Origin of the sequence: Nonomuraea sp. NPDC050310, from assembly GCF_040655795.1 — a bacterium.
Taxonomy (GTDB): Bacteria; Actinomycetota; Actinomycetes; order Streptosporangiales; family Streptosporangiaceae; genus Nonomuraea.
In genome coordinates this window covers 762,484-788,603 of the sequence record NZ_JBFAKP010000001.1, presented here as the reverse complement: position 1 = coordinate 788,603, position 26,120 = coordinate 762,484, and the positions used below count along the sequence as shown (strand labels likewise).

Here is a 26,120-nt window from a genome sequence, read left to right as displayed (position 1 = left end):
AGACCGCCGCCCAGACCTCCCCCGAGAGCGAGGGACCCGATGCAGCCCCCCGTACCCCCTCCCGCGCAGGACTGAGGCCCGGTGGAGCCGATCTCCCTCTTCCTCAGCGGCCTGGCCGCCGGCCTCGTCGCCGGCACAGCCTCCTGTACGGCCCTGCAGGGCGGCCTCCTCGTCGGCCTCGTCCACCGCCACTCACCCAGCACCGCCACCCCCCAGGTCATCGCCCGCTTCCTCACCGGCCGCCTGACCTCGCACCTCCTGGCCGGCGCCCTGCTCGGCTGGGCCGGCTCCGCCATCCGCCTGCCCCCGACCGCCCGCGCCGTCCTGCTCGTCGCCGCCGGCCTCAGCGTCCTGGCCTTCGCCCTCCGCCTGATCCGCCATGACCGCGCCAAGCACCACCACCCCACCGGCTGCACCCCCACACCCACCCGCACCCGGGGCGCCTTCCTCCTGGGCGCCGCCACCATCCTCATCCCCTGCGGCGTCACCCTGAGCATGGAACTCGTCGCCGTCACCAGCGCCTCCCCCGTGGGCGGCGCCGCCGTCATGACCGGCTTCGTCGTGGGCACCGCCCCCGCCTTCGCCCTCCTGGCCCTCCTCCTCCGCAAGCTCTCCCAGACCCGCCTCGCCCTCCTGGCAGGCGTGGCAGCGGTCGCCGTCGCCCTGTGGACCATCACTTCCGGCCTCAGCCTCGGCGGCTGGTGGCCCGGCTCGACCCGCCCGGCCGCCGCCGCCCCGCCCGCGCGGGGCCCGATCGTCGTCTGGGCCACCGCCACCGGCTACCGTCCGGCCCTGGTCACCGCCCCGGCCGGGCAGCCGGTGGACCTGGTGTTCAAGGTGGCCGAACCGGGCTGCACCCGGACAGTGACGATCGCCGGGACGGATCACTCCCTCCCGGCGACCGTACGGCTGCCGCCTCAGCGGGCGGGCACCCTGCGCTATGTGTGCTCGATGGGGATGTACCAGGGGTTCATCCGCTTCGTCACGGAACGAGGGTGACGCGGTCCCCCTTCGGCGGCTGGACCGGGGTGTTGCGGGCGATGTAGGTCGCCACCGCGCCGCCGTCGTCGAGGCCTCCGGTGAACCGGTCCGTGCCCTCCCGGAAGGTCGGGAAGCCGTCGTAGCCGGACATCAGGATGTGCGTGGCCGCCACCCGGATCACCTGGGCATCGGTCACCGCCACCCCGTTGATGGTCAGTTCGGTGACGGTGGAGCCGGTCAGCGTGTACCGCACTCCGGCCGACGGGGTCAGCGGCCCGGTCTGCGCGGTCGCCTCGCCGAGCAGCTTCTTGAGCTGGGCTCCGGTCAGGTTCAGAGCCTGGAGCGAGTTGCCCCGCGGCTGCGTGCCGTGGGCGTCCTCGATGGTGAGCGGTCCTGCCTTGAGCCCGGCCTCGACGGACCTGCGGCTGACCAGCGCGATCTGGGCGCCGGAGACGGACTTGATCGACTCCAGCAGCGCGTCGGCGACCAGTTCCACGACGGGACCACCGGTGGGCGTGAGGGCGATGTCGGCGGTCGCGGTGCCGATCACCTGGCCACCCTGGAAGCCGTGGCACTTGAGGTAGTAGACGATGTTCGACTTCAGCCGGCCGGGCTGGTCGATCTCCACCTGGACGAAGCCCTTGCTGGTCTCCGCGGTCAGCTCCAGCGGCTCCAGCACGGCGGTGTGCGCGCCCTTGTGGCCGGCCGGGACCTCGACGCTCTGCCACGCCTCGGTGCCCACATAGCGGTAGCGGACGGTCTGCGCTCCCGCCGGCAGCCCCTCAAAGGTGCCCCGGATCTTGAACGTGACCGGGCACTTGGCCGCAGTGACCCGCTCGACGTCGATCGTGGCCTTCTTCACCGGCCCTTCCAGGGCGACGACCTTGAGGGTCGCCGTGGCGAAGGAGTTGTCGGCGAAGACCGCCCGCACCTCGTGCTCACCCGGCGCCTCCGCCACGGTGGCCTGGAAGCTGTAGGCGCGCTTCTGCCCGCTGACCGGGTGCACGGCCGGGGTGAAGGCGGCCGAGGTGATGGTCCGGACGTCGGCGGCGGTGTTCGTGACCGTCACGGTCACCTTGTCGCCGGGGTTCGCGGTGGACTTGCTCAGCGTGAGCGAACGCTCCTGCCCCTGGCCGGCCGGCGGCGGGGTGACCGGCTTGGTCGCGCCCTCGACGGTGTAGCCCACCGGCTCCCACGTGTCGGCGCCGCCGCCCGAGCCGCCCGAGCCTTCGGGGCAGTCGACGGAGAACGCGGCCTTGGCGGAGGTCTTCTTCGCCGGGCCGAGCAGGCGCACCGCGCCCCAGCCTCGGACGTCGCCGTGCACCTTGAGGGTGGTGGCGAGCCTGACCTTCTTCACGCCCTTGCCGCCGACGCGGTAGGTCTTGACGGCGCTGGTGTCGCCGTCGCTGAAGGTCCAGGCGTACTTCAGGGTCGCGGGGGCCTTCACCTTGGCCGAGACGGCCAGCCGTACGGTGGCGGGGCAGGTCCCGGCCTGTGTCTTCGGGCTTGCGGCAGCCGTACCGAACACCACCGGGGTGGGGGCGGCCTGAGCCGGTACGGCGAGCAGGCCGGCGGCGAAGGCCAGGATGGCCGCAACGCTCCCGGCCCGGCGTCGGGCCGCGGTCACTAAGGTCACTGGATTCCTCTTCCAACGGATCTTGAAGGCGGAATCCTGACAGACCCAGGTAACCGTTCGGTCAACAGCAGGGGACGGGCGGCACCGCCACCCGTCCCCCCGGGTCGTCACTTGCAGGTGATCTTGAACTTGAGCGCGTTGCTCAGCTCGGCACCGAGGAACTCCGGCACCTCGACCCGCCGATACTGCTCATGCTGGGTCGTGGAGTAGAAGTCCTCCGAGTCGATCACCGCGGTGTAGGTGTCACCGTGACCCGCCGGGATGGTCAGGTCCCGGAACGGCGTCACCAGGTCGACGGGGAAGATCGCGACGCGGAATTTGATCTTCAACGCCCCTGCCGGAGCCCCGGCGAGGTTGAAGGTCACCTTGTAGTTCACCCGGTGCGGGCAGGCCACGGGAGTGCCGGACGGGGCCGGCTCGGCGACCACCGACAGGCTCCGCACGGGCGAGCGGTAGACCGACAGCTTGGCGGTCAGCACCTCGCCGTTCGCCAGCCGCGCGGTCACCGTATGCTCACCGCTGCGGGCATCGAGCGACACCCCTACCCGGTAGACCACCCGGGTCTCACCGCGGAAGTCCGAGTCGCGGAAGGCGCTCGACTCGATCTTCTTGACCTCGCTGTCGACGCCGTCCACGGTCACCGTCACGTGCTCACCGGGACGGACGGTGTCCGGCTCCAGCGAGATGGTCGGGCCGACACAGGTGATGTCGTAGGCGACCTCGTTCGAGACCAGCTTGTTCTGCTGGCTGACCTCGATCTTGACCGTGCCCTTCTCCGTGGCCTGGATGGTCAGCGGCTTGAGCTGGGCCACGAAGGTGGCGCCGTGGTTGGCGGGGACGGTCAGCGACTGCCACTCCTCCGTGCCGACGCGGCGGTACTGGACGGTGGACTCCACCGCCGGCAGGCCCGAGACGTCGAAGGTGCCCGTGACGGCGAGCGGCTTGGGGCAACGCCCGGTGTACTTGACCGGGTCGACCGCGATCGAGAGGCTCTTGATCGGGTTGACGTCCACCTCGACGGTGAAGGTCGCGGTCACGCTGGTGTTGTCGGCAAAGACCGCCTTGACCTCGTGCGCTCCGGCCTGCACGGCGACCTTGGCGTCGAAGGAGTACTCCTTGTGGCTGCCCGCGACGGTGTGCACGGCCGGCTCGAAGGCGTTGGAGGTGATGCTCTTGACGTTGACGTCGATGCCCTTGACGGTGACCTTCACCGTCTCACCCGGCTTGCCGGCGGGCTTGCTGAGCGTGATGCTCGGCTGGGCGCACTCGACGGTGTACGCGGCCTGGTTGGACTTCAGCGCGTTCGGCTGGGCGACCTCGATCTGACGCCAGCCGCTCTGGCTCACGCTGATCTTGCCCAGGTCGACCTCGTGCGTCGTGCCGTGGTTGGCGGGGACGGAGGTACTCGCCCACGCACCGACGGTGCCGTCGGAGGCCAGCAGGCGGTAGTTGATGGTGAACGCCGTGGCCGGGGCGCCGGTGATGTCGAAGCTCGCCGCGAGGGCGAACTCCTTCGGGCAGCGGTCGGCCTTCTCCTCACCGCCCGCGCCGAGCCGCAGGGTCACGGCCTTGACGTGGTTCTGCTCGGCGGGCGGCGGGGTGCCGCCGTTGCCCGGGTTGGCCGGGGGCTCCTCGACGTGGCCGTAGGACAGGTGCACCCAGCCGCCGCTCGTCGCGTGGCCGGTGCCGCCGCCGTTGTCGCCGCCGCCGGTGCAGGTGACCGCGAAGTAGGCCTTCTTCGAGACCTTCTTCACCGGGCTGAGCAGGCGCACCGCGCCCCAGCCGCGGGCGTCGCCGCCAACCTTGATGGCGGTGTGCAGACGGACGTTCTTGATGCCCTTGCCGCCCACGCGGTAGGTCTTCACGGAGCTCTTGTCACCGTTGCTGAAGACCCACTGGTACTTGAGCGTCGCCGGGGCCTTCACCTTGGCCGCGGTCGACAGCTTGACCGTGGCCGGGCACTTCGTGGTCTGCGTCTTGGGCGAGGCGGCAGCCGTACCGAACACCACTGGTGCCGGAGCCGCGCTCGCCGGGGCGGCGAGGCCCCCAGCGGCCAGGAGCGCGACGACAGCCATCGCGAATCCCGTGAAGCCGCGCCTCGCCGTACTTGCGAGTTTCACTGCTTTCCCTCTCATCGGAAGATCTCCCCATCTCCCCGGGGAGCGATCCTTCCAGACAAAAGGTGACTAGAGGTATTTATGGGGAAAGAGTGAAGGGTGGTCATTGACCGGAGTCAATGACCACCCTTCACGTCAATCAGTCACACCGCGCCTTGAAATGGAACCTGTCAGAAACGGGGCGGGGCTGGTCGACCACGAGCTCCAGTTGGGTGTTGTACCCCTCGTTCCTCTGGATGGTGATGCTGTGGACCACCGCCGTGAAAGAGGTGCCGTGGTTGGCGGGGACCGCGATCTCCCTGACCGCGTGGTTCTCGGGGAACCGGTAGCGGATGGTGTACGCGCCGGCGGGCGCGCCCGTCAGGTCGAAGGTGGCCTTGAACTGGAAGGTGGTCCCACAGGTGACCTTGCCGTTGCTCGGCAGGTCCGGGGCGACGGACAAGGAGACGCCCTTGACGTGGACCGGGCTGAGCACGGTGAGCTGGGCGACCAGCGTGGTGCCGTCACGCAGGTACGCGGTCACCGGGTAAGTGCCGGGGGCGATCTCCTTGACCTCGGCGTTGTAGGAGTACCGGTACTCCTCCCAGGTGGGGTCCTTGGGCGAGGGGTCCAGGGCCTGGGAGACGACCTTGTCGACCTTGGAGTCGACGCCGTTCACCTCGACCTCGATCTTCTCGCCGGGCATGGCCGAGGACTTGCTGAGCGTGATCGAGCGCTCGAGGCAGGTCACCTCGTACGACTCCTGGTCGGAGCGCACGCTGGTGCCCTTGATCTCGATCTGGATGCTGCCCTTGCCGCTCGCGGTCACCTGGAGCGGCTCCAGCCAGACGAGGTCCTTGCCGTCATGTCCACCGGTCACCGTGACGGACTGCCACGTGGCGGTGCCGACGATGCGGTACTCCAGCGTCTGCGATCCGCGCGGCAACCCCGAGAACAGCGCGTAGATGGGCAGCGACACCGGGCACCTGGCCCGCACGTCGTCGTCCTTGAACTCGATCTTGAGACCCGTCACCTTGATGGGAGCGGCCTCGACCTTGAGCGAGGCGGTGACGCTGGAACCGTCGGCCAGCTTGGCCGTCACCGTGAAGGTGCCGAGCTTGTCACCCACCGTGGCGTCGAACTCGTACACCCGCTTGGTCCCCGAGACGGTGTGGTCCTTGGGGACGAAGGCCTCGGAGCTGATCGTCCTGACGTCGGAGTGGAAGCCGTCGACCCTGACCTCGACCTTGTCGCCGGGGTGGGCGGTGGTCTTGTCGAGGGTGATGCCGGCCTTGCCGCACACGACCTCATAGCCGGCCTCGTTGGACTTCAGGCCGTCGGGCTGGTTGACCTCCAGCCGGACCTTGCCCGCATCGGACGAGGTGAAGGTGAGCGAGGGCAGGTCCGCCACGTGGGTCCCGCCGTGGCCGGCTGGGAGGGTGAGGGTCTGCCACGCGCCGGCGCCGACGCGGCGGTACTGGATGCTCGTGACGTAGGACGGGATGCCCTTGAAGGTCGCGCGCACCTTGAGCGTGACCGGGCACTCGCCCCGGTAGCCCGTGGGATCGACGACGACGGCGACCTGGGCGACCGGGTTCTTGACCGCCTCGACGGTGAAGCCGGTCCCGGCGTCGTCGCCGTTGGCGAAGGTGGCCTTGACCGGGTGCTCGCCGATGACCGCGGACACCGTCGCCTTGAAGGTGTACTCGCGCTTGCCCGCCGGGGCCTGGTGGGTCTCGGGGGTGAACGCCTTGGAGACGACGGTCTTGACGTCGGAGCCGAAGCCCTTGACGGTGACGGTGACCTCCTCGCCGGGGTGGCCCGAGGCCTTGCTCAGCACGATGGAGTGCTCGCCGCAGGCGATGTCGTAGGCGACGGCGTTGGACTTGGCGCCGTCGGCCTGCTTGAGCTCGATCTGGTAGGCGCCCTTCTTGCTCTCGGCGAAGCGCAGGGGCTCGAGCTCGGCGGTGTGGCTGCCGTTGTGCCCGGCGGGCACCGAGATCGTCTTCCAGGCCTCGGTGCCGACCGCGCGGTAGGCGATGGTCAGCGGGGCGGCCGGATAGGTGCCGAGGTCGAAGGTGGCGGTGACCTTGACGGGGGCCGGGCAGCGGCCCTCGTAGGCGGCCGGGTCGAGGGCGAGCTTGACGCCCTTCACCGGGTTCGGGTCCTCGACGACCTTGATCTTGGTGGTGGCGCTGTCGTTGTCCGCGAAGAGCGCCTTGACCTCGTGCTCGCCGAGCTGCGTGGAGACCTTGGCCTCGAAGGAGTACTCCTTCTTGCCCGCCGGGACCGCGTGGGTCTCGGGGACGAAGGCCTTGGAGGCGATGCTCTTCACGTCGGCGCCGACGAACTTGGCGCTGACGGTGACCGTCTCGCCCGGGTGCGCGACCGCCTTGCTGACACTGACCTCGGGGTCGCCGCAGACCAGGGCGAAGTGCGCCTGGTTGGACTTGATCTGGTCGGGCTGGGCGACTTCGAGCTGCTGCCAGCCGGTCTTGGCGACCTCGATCTGGCCGAGGTCGGCCTGGTGGCTGGTGCTCGCGCCGGCCGGCAGGGTGAGCGACTTCCAGTCGGAGTCCTTGCCGTCGGAACCGATCAGCCGGTAGGTGACGGTGGCGCCCGGCTTGGGCGCGACGGCGAAGGTGAAGCCGGCCTTGAGCGCGATCTTCGTCGGGCAGCGCCCGGCGTAGCTCTTGGGCGTGGCCTCCAGCGTGATCCCGCGCACCGGGTTGGGGTCAGTGGCCGGCGGGTTGTCCTGCTGGGGCTGACCCGTGGCGGGTGGAGCGGTCCATTGTCCGTAGCCGACGGCGGTCATCGGGTCGGGCGTGCCGGTTCCGCCGGTGGTGCAGGTGACCGCGAAGTGCGCCTTCCTGGAAACCTTCTTCACCGGCGCGACCAGACCGACCGCGCCCCAGCCGCGCAGGCTGTCGGCGACCTTCAGCGTGGTGGTCAGCCGGATGCTCTTGATGCCCTTGCCGCCGACGCGGTAGGTCTTGACGACGCTCTTGCCGCCGTCGCTGAAGAGCCAGCGGTACTTCAGCGTGGCCGGCGCCTTGACCTTCAGCGCCGTGGCGAGTTTGACGGTGGCGGGGCACGGCACGCTCTGGACCTTGGGCGAGGCGGCAGCCGTACCGAACACCACAGGTGCCGGGGCCGCGCTCGCGGGGGCGGCGAGGCCCCCGGCGGCGAGCACGGCGGACAGGACTAGGACGAGCCCCCCGATGCCGCGCCTCGCGTGTGCTGCGAGACTCACTGGATTCCTTCCTTAGGAGTGCATTCGGTGGGATCGTTCCAGAGAAAAGTCAATTTGCGGCCAATATCGGGCTTTTCCCGGAACTGTCAACACTGGTGTCAGAAATAACAGGGTGCCCACAAGAAACTCTGACAACCAGAAAGCCAGACCCAGCAAAGACCGCAATTACCCTCCGCAACGAAGTGATTACATGTCACCCTGTCCTACACACCCGGGAGGGGACATGTCCTGGTGGCAACTCGAGCAGGCGACCGCGGTGCCCGCGCCGCGGTCCGGAGACGAGCCCGATCTGCTGGTGGCGGCGCACCAGGGTGATGCGGGCGCGGCGCATCGGCTGGGCAAGCTCTACGCGGCGCGCGGGGATCGGTCGGCGGCGCGGCACTGGTGGGAGCGGGCGGCCTCGGCCGGGCAGGTGGACAGCGCGTTCAACCTGGGCGTCTGGCACGAGAAGCACGGCAGCCTCGACGAGGCGGTGACGTGGTACGAGCTGGCCGCGGGGATGGGCGACATCGAGGCGGCGCTGAACCTGGCCACCTTGCTGCTGGAGCAGCGGGGCGATCTGGCGGCGGCGCGGATCTGGTTCGAGCGGGCCGCCCACAACGGGTCACGTACGGCGGCGCGGAAGCTGGCGCTGATCTGCGAGGACGCCGGGGAGCTGGCGATCGGCCGGGAGTGGCACCGGCGGGCGGCGGCCGACGGCGACCTGGCCTCGGCGCACGACCTGGGGTTCCTGGCGTACGCGGCGGGTGACGGCGGCGAGACGGTGCGGTGGTGGGAGTTCGCGGCCCGGGGCGGGCATCCGGAGGCGGCCTACCACCTGGGGCTGTTCCTGCAGGCCACCCGCGATCCGGAGGGCGCGGAGGGGTACTACCGGCTGGCGGCCGAGCACGAGCATCCGGGAGCGGCCTCGCAGCTCGGCGGGATCGCGTTGTCGCGCCGGGACCTGCGCACGGCGCTGGCGTGGTTCGAGCGCGCGGCGGCGGCCGGGCGGCTGGATGACCAGCGCATGGCCGGGTTCGTGTGCGTGGAGCTGAGCGACTCGGCCGGGGCCAGCCACTGGTTCGGCCGCGCGGCGGCCAGCGGCGACGCCGAGTCGGCCTTCAACTTCGGCCTCCTGCTGATCGCGGAGAACGGCGACCTGGCCGGCGGCCAGCACTGGTTCCGACAGGCGGCGCTGTCGGGCCACCACCGGGCGGCGATGGAGCTGGGCGGGCTGCTGAGCGCGACGGGTCACCCGGGCGAAGCCGAGCGGTGGCTGGCCGATCCGCCGCCGCCCACCTGGGACCGGCTGGCGGAGCCGGAGCTGAGCGCCAGGGCCGAACTGGCCTCGGCGGCGACCGGCCGGCGCGACGGGGTGCCGCTGCCGGTGCCCGAGCTGACGGAGATCCTGGGCACCTGGGACCTGCTCACCCGGCCCCTGCGCGACCACGCGGACGTGGTGGTCTGGCTGACCGAGCGCAGCGGGGTCCACACCGCCGCGGTCGAGCACCTCGCCTCGGTACGGGCCACGCTGCTGCGGCCCGGCACGGCGCCGTGGCCGAGCCGGGCCGAGATCGAGCACGTGCTCGACACCGCCAGGCTGCTGCGCGCCCGGCTGGTGCGCTAGCCCGCGGCGAGGCGGGCTAGCGGCGCTGGCCGAGGTGGAACAGGTGGCCCTCGTTGTCCTTGAACGTCGAGGACCAGCCCCACGGCTCCTGCTTGGGCTCGGTCACGAACTCCACGCCGCGCCCGGCGAGCTCCTCGTGCGTCTTGACCAGGTCGTCGGCCTCGAACAGCACGTAGTTCGGCTGCTCGCCGGAGAGCGAGGGCCAGTCCGCGCTCTCCTTGTACAGGACCAGGCGCGGGCCGCCGCCGGCCGGCGCCACCTCGACCCAGCGCTCGTCGCCGTAGGACTGGTCCATGACGACGTCGAACCCCATCTGCTCGGACCAGAAGCGCCTCGCGGCCTCCTGGTCCTTCACGTACAGCGTGATCTGGCTGATTCCGATAGCCATCGACGGCCTCCTCGTGGTCTTCGCCCCCCAAGGGGATATAACCACGGCCTGCCGTACCTGGCCTGGAAGCTAGGCCAGCACGTCGGAAACCGGCACGTACGGCAGGCCGAGGGCCTCCGCGACCGGCTCGTTGGTGAGCTGCCCGGCGTGCGTGTTGAGCCCCAGCGCCAGCGCGGTGTCGGCGCGCAGGGCCTCCTTCCAGCCCAGGTCGGCCAGCTTGACCGCGTACGGCAGCGTGGCGTTGGTGAGAGCGTAGGTGGAGGTGTTGGCCACCGAGCCGGGCATGTTGGCCACGCAGTAGAAGATCGAGTTGTGCACCTTGTAGGTGGGCTCGGCGTGCGTGGTCGGGCGGGAGTCCTCGAAGCAGCCGCCCTGGTCGATGGCGATGTCGACGAGCACGGAGCCCGGCTTCATGCGGGAGACCAGGTCGTTGGAGACCAGCGTCGGGGCCTTGGCGCCGGGGATGAGCACCGCGCCGATGACCAGGTCGGCCTGGAGGACCTCCTGCTCGATGGCGTAGGAGTTGGACACCAGCGTCTTGAGCCGGCCCTGGTAGACGGCGTCGATGAAGCGCAGGCGGTCGACGTTGGTGTCGAGGACGGTGACGTCCGCGCCCATGCCGACGGCGATCTGCGCGGCGTTGAGGCCGGAGACGCCGCCGCCGATGACGACGACCTTGGCGGGGGCCACGCCGGGCACGCCGCCGGGCAGGACGCCGCGGCCGCCGTTGAAGCGCATCAGGTTGTAGGCGCCCACCTGCGGCGCGAGCCGGCCGGCGACCTCCGACATCGGGGCGAGCAGCGGCAGGGCGTTGCCGACCTGGACCGTCTCGTAGGCGATGCCGGTGGTGCCGGCCTTGAGCAGCGCGTCGGCGCAGGCGGCGCCCGCGGCCAGGTGAAGGTAGGTGAAGAGGACGAGGTCGCCGCGCAGGCGGTGGAACTCCTCGGCGATGGGCTCCTTGACCTTCAGCACCATCTCGGACTCGCCCCAGGTGGCGTCCGCGGTGTCGAGGATCTTGGCGCCGGCGGCGAGGTACTCCTCGTCGGTGATGTGCGAGCCGAGGCCGGCTCCGCGCTGGACGAACACCTCGTGGCCGTGGCGGACGAGCTCGTGGACACCGGCGGGCGTCGCCGCGACGCGGTACTCGTGGTTCTTGACCTCAGCGGGCACACCGATCTTCATTGGTGTGGGTCCTTTCCTGGACGTGCCCGGCACGCCGTCGTGCCGGGCGGGGGGTGGTTACAACAACTTCCAGGCGTCCGTGAGCACGCCTCGGAGGATGGACTCGATCTCGTCGAACTCCTTCTGGCCCGCGATGAGCGGCGGCGAGAGCTGGATGACCGGGTCGCCGCGATCGTCGGCCCGGCAGTAGAGCCCGGCGTCGTAGAGCGCGTGGCTGAGGAAGCCGCGGATCAGCCGCTCGCTCTCCTCCGCGCTGAAGGTCTCCTTGGTGGTCTTGTCCTTGACCAGCTCGATGCCCCAGAAGTAGCCCGAACCGCGCACGTCGCCGACGATCGGCAGGTCGTACAGCCGCTCCAGCGTCTGCCGGAAGGCCGGCTCGTTGCGGGTGACGTGGCCCAGCAGGTCCTCGCGCTCGAAGAGGTCGAGGTTGGCCAGCGCGACCGCGGCGCTCACCGGGTGACCGCCGAAGGTGTAGCCGTGCGCGAACATCTCGCCCTCGGCCTTGAACGGCTCGAACAGCCGCTCGTGCGCGATCATCGCGCCGATCGGCGAGTAGCCGCTGGTCATGCCCTTGGCGCAGGTGATGATGTCGGGCACGTAGTCGAACTTCTGCCCGCCGAACATCGTGCCCAGCCGGCCGAAGGCGCAGATGACCTCGTCGGAGACGAGCAGCACGTCGTACTCGTCGCAGATCTCGCGCAGCCGCTTGAAGTAGCCGGGCGGGGGCGGGAAGCAGCCGCCGGCGTTCTGCACCGGCTCGACGAAGACGGCGGCCACGGTGTCGGGGCCCTCCATCTCGATCGCGCGGGCGACGCGGTCGGCGGCCCAGATCCCGAACTGCTCCGGCGTCATCCCCGGCACGCCGGTGATCTCGTCGGCGCGGTAGTGGTTGGTGTTCGGCACCGCGACCCGGCCGGGGACCAGCGGCTCGAACATCTGCTTGAAGGCGGGGACGCCGGTGATCGACAGCGCGCCCTGCGGGGTGCCGTGGTAGGCGACCTGGCGGCTGATGACCTTGTGCTTGAGCGGCTTGCCGGTCATCTTGAAGTACTGCTTGGCCAGCTTCCACGCGCTCTCGACGGCCTCGCCGCCGCCGGTGGTGAAGAAGATCCGGTTCAGCTCGCCCGGGGTGTGCTCCGCCAGGCGCGCGGCCAGCTCGGCCGCCTTGGGGTGGGCGTAGGACCATAGGGGGAAGAAGGCCAGTTCCTGCGCCTGCTTGGCGGCCGCCTCGGCCAGTTCGGTGCGGCCGTGCCCGGCCTGCACGACGAAGAGTCCGCCGAGTCCGTCCAGGTATCGCTTGCCGCGATCGTCGTAGATGTACACCCCTTCACCCCGGACGATCATCGGGATGTCGGACTTGCTGTACGCGCCGTGTCTCGTGAAATGCAACCAGAGATGCTCTTGGGCCGCCGTCTGGACGTCCATACGTATCTTCCCTTGTGTCGGACTGCTCACAGTTTGCCTGCTGAGCTGCGGATTGCCAAGCGAAAGCGTGGCAACACTCTGCAAGAAGTCAGGTATTCGCAGTTTCGACTTGTAACAACAACGAAATCCGCAGGTAGGTTATCGGGGTACAACGCCCGGTTTGCAGGCCAGGTAACTGTGTGTGATGCAATGAGCTGTACCCACGCAACGACCCCGGGAGAGTAGTCCGGTGACACCAGATCAGATCGAGAGCGCTGTCGCCGCCGCGATGCCTCAGGCGGTCGAGGAGCTCAAGCGCCTCGTCGCCATCCCCTCCGTGGCCTTTCCCGGTCACCCGGAGGAGCCCGTCCTCGCCGCCGCGGCCGTGACGGAGGAGCTGCTGCGTTCGGTGGGGCTCCACCACGTCCAGCAGATCCCGGTCGAGGGCAGCTTCCCCGCCGTGTACGGCGAGGCCCCCGGCCCCGCGGGCTCGCCCACCGTGCTGCTGTACGCCCACTACGACGTGCAGCCCGCCGGCGACCCCGCCGCCTGGAACACCCCGCCCTTCGAGCCGACCCTCATCGACGGGCAGCTCTTCGGCCGCGGCGCCGCCGACGACAAGTCCGGCATCATCTCGCACGTCGCCGCGCTGCGCGCCTTCCAGGGCCGGTTCCCGGTGACCATCAAGGTCATCATCGAGGGCCAGGAGGAGTACGCCGGCGAGCGCCTCGAAGCCTTCGTCGAGAAGAACCCCGAACTCCTGCGCGCCGACGCCATCGTGGTCGCCGACACCGGCAACCCCAAGGTCGGCGACCCCTCGGTCACCACCTCGCTGCGCGGCATGGCCGCCTTCACCATCGAGGTCCGCACCCTCAAGACCGCCCAGCACAGCGGCTCCTTCGGCGGTGCGGCCCCCGACGCCCTCGCCGCGCTCATGCGCATGCTCACCGCGCTCCATGACGAGAACGGCGACATCCGCGTGCCCGGCCTCCCCCGGGGCGCCTTCCTCGGGCAGGGCCCGTCCGAGGAGGAGTTCCGCCAGGTCGCCGGCGTCCTCGACGGCGTCTCCCTGGTCGGCTCCGGCTCCCTGGCCGACCGCCTGTGGGCCTCCTACGCGATCACCGTCACCGGCCTCGACGTGCCCTCCGTCTCCGGCGCGGTCAACGCCGTCCAGCCGCTGGCCCGTGCCCGCGTCACCGTCCGCATCCCCCCGTCCGGCGACCCCAAGACCACGGTCGACACCGTGATGGGCTTCCTCCAGCAGGTCGCGCCCTGGGGCGTCCAGGTCTCCTTCGGCGACCTCACCGTCGGCTCCGGCTTCCAGGCCGACTCCGGCGGCAAGGCCCGCTCCGCCCTCAACCGCGCCATGGAGCGCGCCTTCGGCCGCACCCCGCGCGACGTCGGCGCCGGTGGCTCGATCCCGCTGGTCAACACGCTGATCAAGCAGTTCCCCGCGGCCGAGATCCTGCTCTTCGGCGCCGAGGACGAGGGCGCGAACATCCACGCCCCGAACGAGCGCGTCGACCTCGAAGAGCTCCGTCGTACGGCTACCGCCGAGGCGCTCTTCCTGCACGAGCTCGGCCAGCCTTCGGTGCTGGGCGTCTGATCCTCCGGTCGTCGCGCTCGGCCCGGGTCGTGGTGACCCGGGCCGAGCGCTTCGGCTTCCGGGGTTCGGGGGGCCAGGGCGAGCGCTTCGGCTTCCGGCGTTCAGAGGGCCGGGACGGAAACTCGGTGGAACCCGGCATCCCCTCCTGCTACGAATGCCGGGACAACCCGACTCTGAGGAGAACCCCATGCTGACCGGAGACCTGATCCGCCTGCGCCCCCTCGAACCCGGCGACGCCGAAGCCCTCTGGCGCTGGGGCAGCGACCCCGAGGTGATCCGGTACATGGGCGCAGGCCAGCCCGAATCCCTCGCCCAGCTCACCAAGCGGCACCTCGAACGGCCGACCAACACCTACAGCAACACCCTGCTCGGGGCCGAGACCCTCGAGACCGGCAAGCTCATCGGCGCCGTCCGGCTGCGCGACGCCCAGCCCGAGATCGGCGACGCGGAGCTGGACATCTGGATCGGCGAGAAGGACCACTGGGGACGCGGCTTCGCCACCGACACCATGCGGACCATGTGCCGGTACGGCTTCGACGAACTGCGCCTGCACCGGATCACGCTGTGGGTGGTGGCGGAGAACGTGGCTGCCCGGCGGGTGTACGAGAAGGTGGGCTTCGTGCAGGAGGGCGTTGCGCGGGAGTCCTTCCGGCGGGCGGGGAAGTGGCATGACATGGTGCTCATGGGGTTGCTGGAGGGCGAACTCCGCTGACCCTCGCCTGAACTACTTCGGCCTTCGTCTGAGGCGCGCTTCGCGCGTTTGAGCTCGGGCTCCCCTCGGTGGGGGGCCGAGCCCCCCACACCCCCGCCGGGGCCTTCCGGCCCCGGACCCCGGGGGTTTCGCTGTTTCCGGGGCGGCGGGGCCTTTGGGGGGTCGGTCAGCGGTGACGGCACGGGCGGCCCGGGTCGGAGGCGAGATTTGGCCCCTGGCTCGAGACGGAGGCTGAGGCCTCGTACGGAGGTAGGGGTCCGTGGCCTGAGGTCCCCAGGCGCAGGCGGGGGCCGTGGTTCCCCAAGGCCGTCGTGAGGCGTCCCTGAGATCAGGGGCGTCGGCGGCGGGCGACTGGGAGGGGGTGGCGGGGAAGCGGTGGTGTCCTATGCGCTATCTTTTGTACTGACTGGTCAGTTCAAAGGAGTGCGTGGAGTGATCGTCGCGAAGGACCTGGCGGTGGCTGGGGTGTATGAGGGGGTCTCGTTCGTTGCGGAGCCCGGGAGTCTCACCGCGGTGGTGGGGCCGGGTGGGAGCGGGCGGACGAGTCTGTTGCTGACGCTGGCCGGGCGGATGAGGCCGTCGGCGGGTCAGTTGTCGGTGGCCGGGGTGGAGCGGCGGCGGGCGATCCGGAAGGTGGCGGCGCTGGCGCTGGTGGATGGGGTCACTGACTTCGATCGGCGGTTGACGGTTCGGGAGCATCTGCGGGAGCGGGGGCGGCAGCCGTACCAGCAGGTGTTGGAGCGGGTGGGGTTCACGGCGGGTGACCGTACGCCGGTCGGGGAGCTGGATCGGGAGGGGCAGGTGCGACTGGGGCTGGCGCTGGCCTTGCTCGATCGGCCGAAGGTGATCGTGGCTGACAACGTCGACGTGGGGCTGCCGGAGAGTGGGCGGGCCGCGGTGTGGGCCCTGCTGACGGAACTGGCCTCAGGGGGACGATCGGCGGCAGCGCCGGGAGACGGGCCGGCAGCCCACGGAGCGGCCCCCGAGGTCCAGGGTGTCGTCCCCAAGGCTCAAGGGGTGGCCAAGGGAACCGCCTCCGAAATGGGAGACGCCGGCGAAGACGAGCGGGGGTCCCGCGGAGGGCTGGGTCGAAAGGGAAGCGGCCTGATGGTCGTCGTGTCGTGTGTGCAGGTCGCGGGTGTGGCCGATCAGGTGGTGGAGTTGTCATGAGGGAGCTGCGCAGGTTCACCCGGGCGCGGATCACGCGGCTGGCGCTGGCGGCGGTGGTGTTGCTGCCCCTGCTGTACGCGGGCCTGTACCTGTGGTCGTTCTGGGATCCGCAGGATCACCTCGACCGGCTGCCGGTGGCGCTGGTGACGGAGGACACCGGCAAGTACGGCAAGGAACTGGCCGAGGAGTTGCGCGAGCGCGAGGTGCTGGGCTGGCACGAGGTGAGCGCGCGGCAGGCGGCCGACGGGGTCAGGGACGGCAGCTTCTACCTGTCCCTGACCATCCCGGCGGACTTCAGCAGCCGCCTGGAGTCGCCGTCCACGGACCGGGCGGTCCCGGCGTCGCTGGGGGTGACGGTGGACACCGGCCGGTCGTACATCATGGGGTCGATCTCCGACGCGGTGTTCAACGAGGTGCGCGCGGCGGCGGCCAGGACGGCGATCCAGGGCTACTTCGACGAGGTGTTCATCTCCATCGGCGACATCCACGACAAGACCGTGGAGGCGGCGGACGGGGCGCGCAAGCTGCAGGACGGCACGGTGAAGGCCGGGGAGGGCGCGGGCCGGCTGCAGGTCGGCCTGGCGTCGGCCAGCAGCGCGACGGCGCAGTTGTCCAGCGGGGTGAACAAGCTGCAGAACGGCGCCGGCCAGCTCACCAGCGGACTGTCCACGCTCCAGGACAAGCTGGGTGAGCTGGAGCAGGGCGTCAACAAGCTCCGCCGCGAGGGCACGGGGGCGCTCGCGGCGGGTACCAGTCAGGCCTACGAGCAGGTGCACGCGCAGCGCGGCAAGGTCAACCAGCTCGCCGACAAGTACGTGCCGGTCCTCAACGAGTACGGCCCGCAGGCGGCCGAGTCGGCCGAGCAGGTGGCCGAGCTGGCCGACCGGCTGGCGGCGGGGCTCGACGGGCTGGCGGCCGAGGCGGGCGGCAGCGCCCAGGAGGCCGCGCAGTCGGCCCGGGCCGCGCTGGACGGGCTGGGCCCGGAGACCGATCCGCAGGTGCGGTCCCTGCTGCGGGACGCGGCGAACTCGGCCGAGCGGGCCGCCGCCAAGGCCGCCAGGCTGGAGGAACGGCTGAGCGGCTCGGGCGACCTGCCCGCCGCCGCCCGGGACCTGGCCCGGCAGGCCCGGCGCATCGCCGCGGTCGCGCCGGAGCTCGGCCCCAAGCTGGACGGGCTGCGCGAGCAGTACAACACCCTGGACGACGGGCTCGGCAAGCTGGCCGAGGGCGCGGCGACCGTGCACGGCAAGGTCGGCGAGGTGGGCGCCGCGGCGGGCAAGCTGGAGGCGGGCGCGGGCAAGGTGGTGGCCGGGGCGGCCAAGCTGGCCGGCGGGCTCGACCAGCTCGGTGACGGCGTGGGCAAGCTGAGCGGCGGCCTGGGCAAGCTGGGCGACGGCGCGAGCAGCCTCGACAAGGGGCTGGACAAGCTGGCCGGCGGCTCGAAGGAGCTGGCCGAGGGGCTCGGCGACGGTGCCGGGCAGATCCCCGACTACGACCAGGCCGAGCGCGACAGCCGTACCGAGACGATGAGCGACCCGGTCCGGCTGGCCAAGTCGGTGCGGAACGAGGTGCCGAACTACGGCACCGGGTTCGCGCCGTTCTTCGTGCCGCTGGCGCTGTGGGTCGGCGCGATGATCGCCTACATGGTGCTGCGCCCGCTCAACCCGCGGCTGCTGGCCGGTACCGCGGGGGCGCTCCGGGTGGCGCTGGCGGGCTGGGCGCCGGCGGTGGCGCTCGGGTTCGCGCAGGTCGGCGTGCTGGTCGCGGTGCTGAAGTTCGCGCTGGGGCTGGAGGCGGCGCACTGGTGGGGCGTGGTGGGCATCCTGCTGCTGGCGACGGCGGCCTTCCTGGCGCTGGTCCAGGCGGTCAACGCGCTGCTCGGGCCGCCCGGCCGGGTGGCCGCGCTGGCGCTGCTGATGTTGCAGCTCACCTCGGCGGCGGGCACCTACCCGATCGAGACCTCGCCCGGGTTCTTCCAGACCATCTCGCCGTGGCTGCCGATGAGCTGGCTGGTGGCCGCGCTGCGCCGGTTGATCAGCGGCGGCGAGCTGACCGTGGTGTGGCAGGCTTGCGGGGTGCTCTCCGCCTTCCTCGCCCTCGGCCTGGCGCTCACGGTCCTGGCCGTGCACAAGGGCCGCACCTGGTCGCTCAAGCGCCTGCATCCGGAGCTGGCTCTGTGAGCCGGGCCGAGACGCGGCTGAAGGTGTTCGCCGCGGCCATCGACCTGATCGCCGAGCAGGGCTACAACGCCACGACCGTCGAGGCCATCGCCGAGCGGGCGGGGGTGGCCAAGGGCACCGTCTTCTACAACTTCGGCAGCAAGGAGGCGCTGTTCGCGCAGCTCCTCGACTACGGCATCGGCCTGCTGGCCACCGAGATGGCGGCGGCCGAGAACCTGGAGGGCGCCGTGATGGCGCAGCTCCGGTTCTTCGCCGACTACGGCCCGTTCGCCCGGGTGCTGCTCGGCCAGATGTGGCAGTCGGCCTGGCAGGAGGCGATCGCCCGGCTGCGGGCCGAGGCGATCGGGGTGTACGTGCGCGAGCTGCGGGACAAGCTGCCCGAGGGCCAGGTGGAGACGGCGGCGACCGGCTTGTTCGGCATGGTGCTGACCGTGTCGATCGAGCGGTCGGTGCTGCATCCCGACCGCCCGATCGAGCAGGTTCACGCGATGGTGCTGGAGCTGCTGCGCGGCCGGATCACCTCGTAGATGCTGGACAGGCCGTCCGCGGCGTAACCGGCCTCGACGGTGCGGTTCATCAGGTCGCTCAGCGCCGCCGGGGTGGCCAGGTCCAGGCCGGCGTCCTTGCTGGCCTGGACGATGTGCTCCATGCTCACGGCCATCATGTGCATGTTGTTGAACTCGCCCGGGTAGACGCCCTTCTCGATCTCGTCGGCGAAGATCTTGAAATAGCCCATCGGGCCGTCGCCGCCCAGCTCGGTGGCGGTCTCCTGGGCGAAGGGCAGGAAGGCGCGGATGTCCCCCACGAGCGCGGCGCCGTGCGCGAAGGCGGCCAGGATGGAGAAGAACATGTGCAGGCTGGCCGTGTAGTAGGCCATCGCCAGACCGGGGTCCTCCCCCATGAACTTGACCGCGCCCAGCTCCTCCAGCGCCGCCCGGTGCTGCTCGACGAGGTGCTCGGGGCCGCTGTAGAAGGCGTAGGCGCCGGGCAGGCCGATGCCCTGCGGCGGGACCATGATGCCGCCGGTGATCAGCTCACCGCCGCGCTCGCGCACCCAGCCGGCCGCACGGCGCAACGTCTCGGGGGTGTCCGAGCTCAGGTTCACCAGCACCTTGCCGGTCAGGTCGGCCTCACCCAGGCTGTCGTACATCGACTGGTAGTCCACCTGGCTGAGCACGATCAGCTCGCCGGTGGCGGCCGAATCGGCCGCCTTGGCGCCCTTGGCCACCAGCGGCTCGGTCTTGCTCGCCGTACGGTTCCAGACCGACACCTCGTAACCCCGGTCGAGGTAGACCGCGGCCATCGTCGAACCCATCGCGCCCAGACCGGCGATCGTCACTTTCTTCGTCATGCTGCGACTCTCCAGGAACGGGCTACGGGTTTCCTACGGCTAGCCTGGTGAGGTGCGGTTCGGGGTGCTCGGTGCGTTGACGGTGTGGACGGCCGAGGGGCGTCCGCTCGCCGTCCCCGACGCGAAGGTCCGGGCCCTGCTGGCCGACCTGCTCGTGCACGCGCCGCGGCCGGTGCCCGCCGGGATGCTGATCGAGGACCTGTGGGGCCACGAGCCGCCGCGCAACGCCACCTCGGTGCTCCAGGCCCGCATCTCCCAGCTCCGGGGCGCGCTGGGCGCTCGCGAGCTGGTGGTCCGGGAGCCGGGCGGCTACCGGGTGGCCGCCGAGTGGCTCGACAGCACCGAGTTCGAGCGGCTGGCCCGGCAGGCGCGCTCGGCCGCCGACCTGACCACCCGGGCCGGGCTGCTGGCCGACGCGCTGGCGCTGTGGCGTGGCCCGGTGCTGCCCGACTTCGATTTCGCCGCGCCCTTCGCCGCCCGGCTGGAGGAGCTGCGGCTGACCCTGGTCGAGGAACAGGCCGAGGTACGGCTGGCCCTCGGCGAGCCGGTGGAGCTCGGCGACCTGGCCGAGCTGCACCCCTTCCGCGAGCGGCTGCAGGCCGCGCACCTCAAGGCGCTCTACCGCGCCGGCCGCCGGCACGAGGCGCTCACCGCCTTCGAGTCCCTCCGGGTACGGCTGGCCGACGAGCTCGGCACCGACCCCGGCCCCGAACTGGCCGAGCTGCATCAGCAGATGCTCCGCCACGAGCCCGCCCGCACCAACCTCAGCACGCCGCTCACCCCGCTGATCGGCCGGGCGGAGGCGGTCGCCAGGGTCCAGGCCCTGCTGGCCGGCGACCGCCTGGTCACCGTCACCGGCCCCGGCGGCGTGGGCAAGACCCGGCTGGCGCTCGCCGCCGCCTCCGGCCTGCCGCCGGGCGGCGCGGCGGACGGCGTCTGGCTGGTCGAGCTGGCCTCCGCCCGCGAGGCCGCCGATCTGGCCCGCGCGGTCTCGGCCGCCCTCGGCATCCGCGACGACATCCCGCTGACCGAGGCGGTGCGCGGCAAGGAGCTGCTGCTCGTGCTGGACAACTGCGAGCAGGTGATCGAGGAGGCGGCCGAGCTGGCGGGAACGCTGCTCGGCGCCGCGCCCGGCCTGCGCGTCCTGGCCACCAGCCGCCAGCCGCTCGGCCTGCCCGGCGAGCGGCTGGTGGACCTGCCTCCGCTCACCGAGCAGGCCGCGGTGGAGCTGTTCACCACGCGGGCCAACGTCGGCCCCGGCCCGGAGGTGAGCGAGATCTGCCGCCGGCTCGACGGGCTGCCGCTGGCCCTCGAACTGGCCGCGACGAGGGTGCGCGCGCTGGGGGTGGCGGAGCTGGCCAGGCGGCTCGACGACCGGTTCGCCACGCTGGCTCCGGAGATCCGCGGGCTGCCGGGCCGCCAGCGCACGTTGCGGGCGGTGATCGACTGGAGCTGGGACCTGCTCGCCGAGCCGGAGCGCGCCGCGTTGCGCCGGCTGGCGGTGTTCGCCGGGGGCTGCACCCTGGAGGCGGCCGAGGCGGTGGGCGCGAGCGCCGAGCAGGTCGCCAGGCTGGTCGAGCGTTCCCTGGTGAGCGTCGCGCCCGGGCCGCGTTACCTGCTGCTGGAGTCGATCGCCGCCTACGCGCGGGAGAAGCTGGCCGCCTCCGGCGAGGAGGAGAAGGTCAGGGCGCGGCACCACGACTACTTCGTCCGCCTCGCGGTGACGGCCGAGCCGGAGCTGCGCGGGCCGAACCAGCGCGAGTGGCTGGCGCGGCTGGACGCGGAGGCGGCGAACCTGCGGCTGGTGCGCGACCCGCGGCTGGCCGACGCGCTGGCGTGGTACCGGCACCTGCGGGGCCGGCTGGTCGAGGGCCGCGACGCGCTGGCCGCTTCCGGCGGGGACCCGGCGTGGCTGATGGGCCTGTCGGTCGCGCTGGGCGCGCCCGGAGCCGAGGCGCCCACCGCCGAGCCGCGGGCCGCCTGGTTCGTCGAGCACGTGCGCTGGGCCTACGGCGACTTCACCGCCACCCTGCGCCGGGTGGAGGACGTGCTGGCGCGGGCTCGAGCGGCGGGTGACACCTGGACGGAGGCCGCGGCGCTCTCCACCCGGGCCAGGCTGGCGCTGGCGCGGGGGGATCTGGGCGCCTGCCGTACCGACGGGGAGCGGAGCCGGGCGCTCTTCCGCGAACTGGGCGACCGGTGGGGGCAGGCGGAGGCGGCCGACGCGCTGAGCATGCCGGCCGAGATCGCCGGGGACTACGCCAGGGCCTGGGAGCTGCGCGAGGAGGGGCTGCGGCACGCGGAGGAGCTGGGGTTGTGGCCGACCGTCTCGTTCAAGCTGGCCGGGCTGGGCCGGATCGCCCTGCTGACCGGCGAGTACGCGAAGGCCCGCGAGCTGCACGAGCGGGCGTTGCGGCTGGCGACCGAGCAGTCCTACGCCTCGGCGCTGGAGTTCGCCGAGGTCGGCCTGGGCCTGGTGGCCCGGCGGCAGGGGCGGCTGGACGAGGCGGAGACGCGGCTGCGGCGGTGGCTGGGCTGGCTCGACCAGGTCAGGGGTACGGCCGGCACCGCGTTCGTCCTCGCCGAGCTGGGTTTCGTCGCCGAACTGCGCGAGGACGCCGAGCAGGCGCTGGAGCTGCAGCTCAAGGGCCTGGCCGCGGCCGAGGCGACGAACGATCCGCGAGCCGTGGCCCTCGCGAAGGAAGGGCTGGCCGGGGCGTGGTCCCTGGCCGGGGAGACCGAGCGGGCGGCCCGCCTGCTGGCGGAGGCCGGCGCGCTGCGGGAGTCGGTCGGCGCGCCGCTGGCGCCGGGCGAGCGCGGCGACGTGGACCGGATCGGCCGCCGCGTCGAGGCTCAGCGGACGGGCAGGTCGTAGACGCGGCGTACGCTGCTGCCGGTGGCGCTGACGTCCGCGCCGTAGACGTGGATGGAGATCCCGATCTCGTCGCTGGTGTTGAGCACCGAGTGGATGTCGCCGGGCGGCGCGAAGCCGCTGACGTCGCCAGGCCGGTTGTCGGCCCGGCCGATCTCCTCCAGGTGGTCGCCGTGGTCGCGGTAGAGCGTCTCGTGCTCGTTGCCGCTGAGCACGCCGAAGGCGCACCACGACAGGTGGTCGTGGATCACCGTGCCCTGCCCGGGCCGCCAGACGACGGCGACGACGGAGAAGTCCGTCTCGGTGTGCAGCGGGAAGGAGTGGTAGCTGTCGGCCCGCCCCTGCCGCTCGTCCTCGGTCAGGATCTCCGGCGTGGGCAGGTGGGCGCGCAGGTGGTCGGCCACGGCGAAGGCGGTCTCCCGCCGGGGCCGCCCGAGGGCGACGATCTCGCGGATGCCGTCGACCAGGTGGTCGAGGCCGGGACGCACGAGGGTTTTCATAGTTTCCCCCTAGGGAATGGAGCCAACTCTCCTTCCCCTCCTACAGTGCCCTGCGCCGCACCCATAGGTCCAACAGAAGTATTTGGGGTTATATATAGATGTGCTTGATGTGATCCGGCTCCGCGTCCTGCTCGCCGTCGCCCGGCGCGGCTCGGTCACGGCCGCCGCCCGCGACCTGCACTACTCCCAGCCCTCGGTCAGCCACCACCTGTCCAGGCTGGAGGCCGAGACCGGGGCCAAGCTGGTGCAGCGAGCCGGGCGCGGGATCCGGCTCACCGAGGCCGGCCGCCTGCTCGCCGAGCGCGCCGCGGAGATCATCGCCCGCCTCGACGCCGCCTCCGAGGAGCTCGCCGCGCACGTGGGCCTGCGCTCCGGCCGCGTACGGCTGGCCGCCTTCCCCTCCGCGCTGGGCACCTTCGTCCCGCAGGCCGCCCGCCGCCTGGCCACCGCCCACCCCGGCCTGCGCCTCGAACTCACCGAGACCGAACCGCCCGAGGCGCTGCGCCTGCTCAGAGCCGGCCGCGTCGACGTCGCGGTGATCTTCCGCTACGACGACACCGCGCCCGAGGCCGGCGACCTGCGGCTCATCCCGCTCCTCGACGACCCCAGCTACCTCGTCTCCCCCGACCTGGAGGTCTCCGGGGACCTGGCCCGGCACGCCGGCGCCTCCTGGATCGCCGGCTGCGACCGCTGCCGCAGCCACCTGCTCGACCTGTGCGAGCAGGCCGGGTTCGAGCCGTCGATCTCCTTCACCAGCGACGACATCGTGGCGGTGCAGGCGCTGGTGGCCGCGGGCATGGGCGTCACCGTGCTGCCCGGCCTGGCGCTGCGCGCGCACCGCAACCCGGAGGTCGGCATCGCCGCCATACCCGGCTCCACCCGGCACGTCATGGCCGCGGTGTACGGCGAGCCGCCCGACCAGCCCGGCACCCTCGCCCTGCTGGAGGCGCTGGCCGCCGATAACCCGTTGACGGGCTCCCTAGCATGAGAGCATGCCGGACTTCGCGACCCTGCTGCTGTTCAGCGCCATGACGATGGGCATCCTGCTGGTGCCCGGCCCCGCGGTGGTCTACATCGTGACCAGGAGCGTGACGCAGGGCAGGGCGGCCGGGCTGGTCTCGGTGGCCGGCGTGCACGCCGGTTCGCTGGTGCACATCGTGGCCGCCGCGCTCGGCATCAGCGCGGTCCTGGCCGCCTCGGCGACCGCCTTCACCGTGGTGAAGATCCTCGGCGTCGCCTACCTCCTCTACCTCGGCGTCCGCACGCTGCTGCGCAAGGACGCGGGCGAGACCCCGGAGCTGCGGGTCTACTCCAAGCGGCGGTTGTTCTGGGAGGGCTTCGTGGTCAACGTGCTCAACCCGAAGACCGCCCTGTTCTTCCTGGCCTTCCTGCCGCAGTTCGTCTCGACCACCGAGCCGATCCTGCCACAGGTGCTGGTCTTCGGCGGGCTCTGGGTCGGGCTCGGCCTGCTGTCCGACGGCGCCTTCGCGGTGTTGTCGTCCAGCCTGGCCGGGCGGCTGCGCAGCTCGCAGCGGGCCCGGCGCCGGCTCGACATCGGCAGCGGCGTCATCTACCTGGGCATGGGCGCCTTCCTCGCCACCGCCTCAAAGAGCTGACGCTTCGACGATCTTCCGCGCCCAGCGGTAGTCGGCCTTGCCCGCGGGCGAGCGGACGATCTCGGGGACGAAGGCGTAGCTGCGCGGCACCTTGTACCCGGACAGCCGCTCCCGGCAGTGCGCGTCGAGCTCGGCCGCGCCGGGTTCCGCGCCCGGCCTGGCCTCGACGACGGCGGCGACCCTGGTGCCCCACGTCTCGTCCGGCACCCCGGTGACCACCGCGTCGAAGACCGCCGGATGGCCCTTGAGCACGGCCTCGACCTCCTCGGGGAAGACCTTCTCCCCGCCGGTGTTGATGCACTGCGAGCCCCGGCCGTAGATGGTGATCGTGCCGTCGTCGTGCACGGTGGCCAGGTCGCCGGTGAGCAGCCAGCGGGTGCCGTCGCGGTCGGTGACGAAGGTCTGCGCGCTCTTGGCCGGGTCGTTGTAGTAGCCGAAGGCGATCCGCCCCGACTTGGCCACGGTGCCCATCTCGCCGGGCCCGACCGGTTCCAGCTTCTCGTTGAGCACCACGAGCCGGGCGGTCGAGTTGGGCTGGTACTTCAGCCCGCTCTCCGGCGAGGAGCCCGCCACGCCCGAGGCGGTGTAGCCCGACTCGGTCGAGCCGAAGTTGTCGAGGATCATCACGTTCGGCAGCAGTTCCTGCAGCCGGTCGCGCACCGCGCCGGACAGGATCGCCCCGGTGGAGCTGACCACGAACAACGACGACACGTCGTAGGAGCCGGCGGCCAGTGCCTCGGCCAGCGGCCGGGCCATGGCGTCGCCGGTGATGTTCATGGTGAAGACCCGCTCACGCTCGACCGTCCGCCAGACCTCGGCGGCGTCGAACTTGCGCACGTAGACCATGGTGGAGCCCATCCACCAGGCGATGAAGGTGGCCATCTGCGCCGCGCCGTGCATCAGCGGCGGGGCCGCCATCATCACCATCGGCGTGGCCTTGACCGCCTCGTCGATCACCTCTCGCGGGGTGGCGCGCGGCTCGCCGTAGGGGTTGCCGCCGCCGAAGGCCATGAACAGGTCCTCGGTGTGCCACATCGCGCCCTTGGGCAGGCCGGTGGTGCCGCCGGTGTAGATGATGTACACGTCCTGGCCGGACCGGGTGGGGAAGCCCCTGGTCGAGGGCTGGTCCTTCAGAGCCTCGCCGTACGGCACGGCCGTGGCGGAGGAGCCGCCGACGACGATCCGGTGGCGTAACAGCGGCGCCGAGACCTTGGAGACCCGCTCCTCGAACTCGGCGTCGTAGAGCAGCGCGACCAGGTCGGCGTCGGTGAACAGGTAGCTCAGCTCGGCCTCGACGTAGCGGTAGTTCACGTTGATCGGCACCGCGCGGATCTTCAGCGCGGCCAGGATGCCGGCGATGTACTCGATGCCGTTGTAGAGCTGCAGCCCCACGTGCTGCCCCGGCCCGACGCCCTGCGCCAGGAGGTGGTGCGCCAGCCGGTTGGCCTCGGCGTCGAGTTCGGCGTAGGTCCGGCGCTCCATCCCGCAGACCACGGCCACGCGGTCGCCGATCGTGTCGGCCAGGCCCTCGAACAGGTCGGCGTGGTTGAACTCCATCGGCTCCTCC

19 protein-coding genes are annotated in these 26,120 nt (G+C 71.5%); 10 read left to right on the top strand and 9 right to left on the bottom strand.

The window, feature by feature from the left end; genetic code table 11:
* The first annotated feature begins 81 nt into the window (after positions 1–81).
* A complete protein-coding gene (locus AB0I67_RS03770) occupies positions 82–999 on the top strand; it encodes a sulfite exporter TauE/SafE family protein (RefSeq protein ID WP_357917045.1) in 918 nt (305 codons plus the stop codon).
* On the opposite strand, the gene AB0I67_RS03765 is transcribed toward AB0I67_RS03770, so the two are convergent.
* The 3 genes from AB0I67_RS03765 to AB0I67_RS03755 form a co-directional block, all read right to left on the bottom strand.
* On the bottom strand, positions 983–2,617 hold the full coding sequence (locus tag AB0I67_RS03765; protein WP_357917042.1) for a 5'-nucleotidase: 1,635 nt from the start codon (positions 2,615–2,617) through the stop codon (positions 983–985). The genes AB0I67_RS03770 and AB0I67_RS03765 overlap by 17 nt on opposite strands.
* Before the next feature lie 107 nt (positions 2,618–2,724).
* Complete coding sequence (locus tag AB0I67_RS03760; RefSeq protein ID WP_357917040.1) at positions 2,725–4,692, bottom strand: hypothetical protein; 1,968 nt, start codon at positions 4,690–4,692, stop codon at positions 2,725–2,727.
* 181 nt (positions 4,693–4,873) lie between these two features.
* Positions 4,874–7,966, bottom strand: coding sequence for a hypothetical protein (locus AB0I67_RS03755; RefSeq protein ID WP_357917038.1), 3,093 nt, complete (start codon positions 7,964–7,966; stop codon positions 4,874–4,876).
* 223 nt (positions 7,967–8,189) lie between these two features.
* Here AB0I67_RS03755 and AB0I67_RS03750 point away from each other — a divergent pair, with 223 nt between their 5' ends.
* A complete protein-coding gene (locus AB0I67_RS03750; RefSeq protein ID WP_357917037.1) occupies positions 8,190–9,572 on the top strand; it encodes a sel1 repeat family protein in 1,383 nt (460 codons plus the stop codon).
* Between the two features lie 16 nt (positions 9,573–9,588).
* Here the strand turns inward: AB0I67_RS03750 and AB0I67_RS03745 are convergent, their stop codons facing one another.
* The 3 genes from AB0I67_RS03745 to AB0I67_RS03735 form a co-directional block, all read right to left on the bottom strand.
* A complete protein-coding gene (locus AB0I67_RS03745; protein ID WP_357917034.1) occupies positions 9,589–9,960 on the bottom strand; it encodes a VOC family protein in 372 nt (123 codons plus the stop codon).
* Between the two features lie 69 nt (positions 9,961–10,029).
* Entirely contained in the window at positions 10,030–11,142 is a 1,113-nt protein-coding gene (ald, locus tag AB0I67_RS03740) for an alanine dehydrogenase (protein WP_357917032.1), read from the bottom strand.
* Positions 11,143–11,199: 57 nt separating this feature from the next.
* The gene (locus AB0I67_RS03735) at positions 11,200–12,567 is read right to left on the bottom strand and encodes an aspartate aminotransferase family protein (RefSeq protein ID WP_357917030.1); all 1,368 of its coding nucleotides are present in this window, start codon (positions 12,565–12,567) and stop codon (positions 11,200–11,202) included.
* Positions 12,568–12,796: 229 nt separating this feature from the next.
* Here AB0I67_RS03735 and AB0I67_RS03730 point away from each other — a divergent pair, with 229 nt between their 5' ends.
* The 5 genes from AB0I67_RS03730 to AB0I67_RS03710 all read left to right on the top strand — a co-directional run bounded on the left by AB0I67_RS03730 (position 12,797) and on the right by AB0I67_RS03710 (position 18,741).
* On the top strand, positions 12,797–14,152 hold the full coding sequence (locus AB0I67_RS03730; protein WP_357917028.1) for a dipeptidase: 1,356 nt from the start codon (positions 12,797–12,799) through the stop codon (positions 14,150–14,152).
* Positions 14,153–14,339: 187 nt separating this feature from the next.
* Positions 14,340–14,864: a GNAT family protein gene (locus AB0I67_RS03725; RefSeq protein ID WP_357917026.1), complete on the top strand. Its 525-nt coding sequence runs from the start codon at positions 14,340–14,342 to the stop codon at positions 14,862–14,864.
* A 432-nt stretch (positions 14,865–15,296) separates the two neighbouring features.
* Positions 15,297–16,034, top strand: a complete 738-nt coding sequence (locus tag AB0I67_RS03720; RefSeq protein ID WP_357917023.1) for an ATP-binding cassette domain-containing protein — start codon at positions 15,297–15,299, stop codon at positions 16,032–16,034.
* Positions 16,031–18,214, top strand: coding sequence for a YhgE/Pip domain-containing protein (locus tag AB0I67_RS03715; protein WP_357917020.1), 2,184 nt, complete (start codon positions 16,031–16,033; stop codon positions 18,212–18,214). Before AB0I67_RS03720 ends, AB0I67_RS03715 begins: the two co-directional genes overlap by 4 nt.
* On the top strand, positions 18,211–18,741 hold the full coding sequence (locus AB0I67_RS03710; RefSeq protein ID WP_357917017.1) for a helix-turn-helix domain-containing protein: 531 nt from the start codon (positions 18,211–18,213) through the stop codon (positions 18,739–18,741). Before AB0I67_RS03715 ends, AB0I67_RS03710 begins: the two co-directional genes overlap by 4 nt.
* Here AB0I67_RS03710 and AB0I67_RS03705 read toward each other — a convergent pair.
* Complete coding sequence (locus AB0I67_RS03705; protein WP_357917014.1) at positions 18,696–19,565, bottom strand: NAD(P)-binding domain-containing protein; 870 nt, start codon at positions 19,563–19,565, stop codon at positions 18,696–18,698. The two genes, AB0I67_RS03710 and AB0I67_RS03705, sit on opposite strands and share 46 nt — an antisense overlap.
* A gap of 52 nt (positions 19,566–19,617) precedes the next feature.
* Between AB0I67_RS03705 and AB0I67_RS03700 the strand changes: the two genes are divergently transcribed.
* Entirely contained in the window at positions 19,618–22,440 is a 2,823-nt protein-coding gene (locus tag AB0I67_RS03700) for a BTAD domain-containing putative transcriptional regulator (protein ID WP_357917011.1), read from the top strand.
* Here AB0I67_RS03700 and AB0I67_RS03695 read toward each other — a convergent pair.
* Positions 22,419–22,937, bottom strand: a complete 519-nt coding sequence (locus AB0I67_RS03695) for a cysteine dioxygenase family protein (RefSeq protein WP_357917009.1) — start codon at positions 22,935–22,937, stop codon at positions 22,419–22,421. The two genes, AB0I67_RS03700 and AB0I67_RS03695, sit on opposite strands and share 22 nt — an antisense overlap.
* 100 nt (positions 22,938–23,037) lie before the next feature.
* Between AB0I67_RS03695 and AB0I67_RS03690 the strand changes: the two genes are divergently transcribed.
* Positions 23,038–23,925, top strand: coding sequence for a LysR family transcriptional regulator (locus AB0I67_RS03690; RefSeq protein WP_357917007.1), 888 nt, complete (start codon positions 23,038–23,040; stop codon positions 23,923–23,925).
* 4 nt (positions 23,926–23,929) lie between these two features.
* Positions 23,930–24,553 (top strand): LysE family translocator, encoded by a 624-nt coding sequence (locus AB0I67_RS03685; RefSeq protein ID WP_357917005.1) that lies wholly within the window; start codon positions 23,930–23,932, stop codon positions 24,551–24,553.
* Here the strand turns inward: AB0I67_RS03685 and AB0I67_RS03680 are convergent.
* Positions 24,542–26,110, bottom strand: a complete 1,569-nt coding sequence (locus AB0I67_RS03680) for an acyl-CoA synthetase (RefSeq protein WP_357917003.1) — start codon at positions 26,108–26,110, stop codon at positions 24,542–24,544. The two genes, AB0I67_RS03685 and AB0I67_RS03680, sit on opposite strands and share 12 nt — an antisense overlap.
* Between the last annotated feature and the right edge of the window lie 10 nt (positions 26,111–26,120).

What these genes read in the sequence shown, in the direction of transcription:
- AB0I67_RS03760 (WP_357917040.1), bottom strand. Translation starts at nt 4,692, where the DNA reads ATGGCTGTCGTCGCGCTCCTGGCCGCTGGGGGCCTCGCCGCCCCGGCG.
- AB0I67_RS03750 (WP_357917037.1), top strand. Translation starts at nt 8,190, where the DNA reads ATGTCCTGGTGGCAACTCGAGCAGGCGACCGCGGTGCCCGCGCCGCGG.
- AB0I67_RS03745 (WP_357917034.1), bottom strand. Translation starts at nt 9,960, where the DNA reads ATGGCTATCGGAATCAGCCAGATCACGCTGTACGTGAAGGACCAGGAG.
- ald (WP_357917032.1), bottom strand. Translation starts at nt 11,142, where the DNA reads ATGAAGATCGGTGTGCCCGCTGAGGTCAAGAACCACGAGTACCGCGTC.
- AB0I67_RS03735 (WP_357917030.1), bottom strand. Translation starts at nt 12,567, where the DNA reads ATGGACGTCCAGACGGCGGCCCAAGAGCATCTCTGGTTGCATTTCACG.
- AB0I67_RS03725 (WP_357917026.1), top strand. Translation starts at nt 14,340, where the DNA reads ATGCTGACCGGAGACCTGATCCGCCTGCGCCCCCTCGAACCCGGCGAC.
- AB0I67_RS03715 (WP_357917020.1), top strand. Translation starts at nt 16,031, where the DNA reads ATGAGGGAGCTGCGCAGGTTCACCCGGGCGCGGATCACGCGGCTGGCG.
- AB0I67_RS03705 (WP_357917014.1), bottom strand. Translation starts at nt 19,565, where the DNA reads ATGACGAAGAAAGTGACGATCGCCGGTCTGGGCGCGATGGGTTCGACG.
- AB0I67_RS03695 (WP_357917009.1), bottom strand. Translation starts at nt 22,937, where the DNA reads ATGAAAACCCTCGTGCGTCCCGGCCTCGACCACCTGGTCGACGGCATC.
- AB0I67_RS03685 (WP_357917005.1), top strand. Translation starts at nt 23,930, where the DNA reads ATGCCGGACTTCGCGACCCTGCTGCTGTTCAGCGCCATGACGATGGGC.
- AB0I67_RS03680 (WP_357917003.1), bottom strand. Translation starts at nt 26,110, where the DNA reads ATGGAGTTCAACCACGCCGACCTGTTCGAGGGCCTGGCCGACACGATC.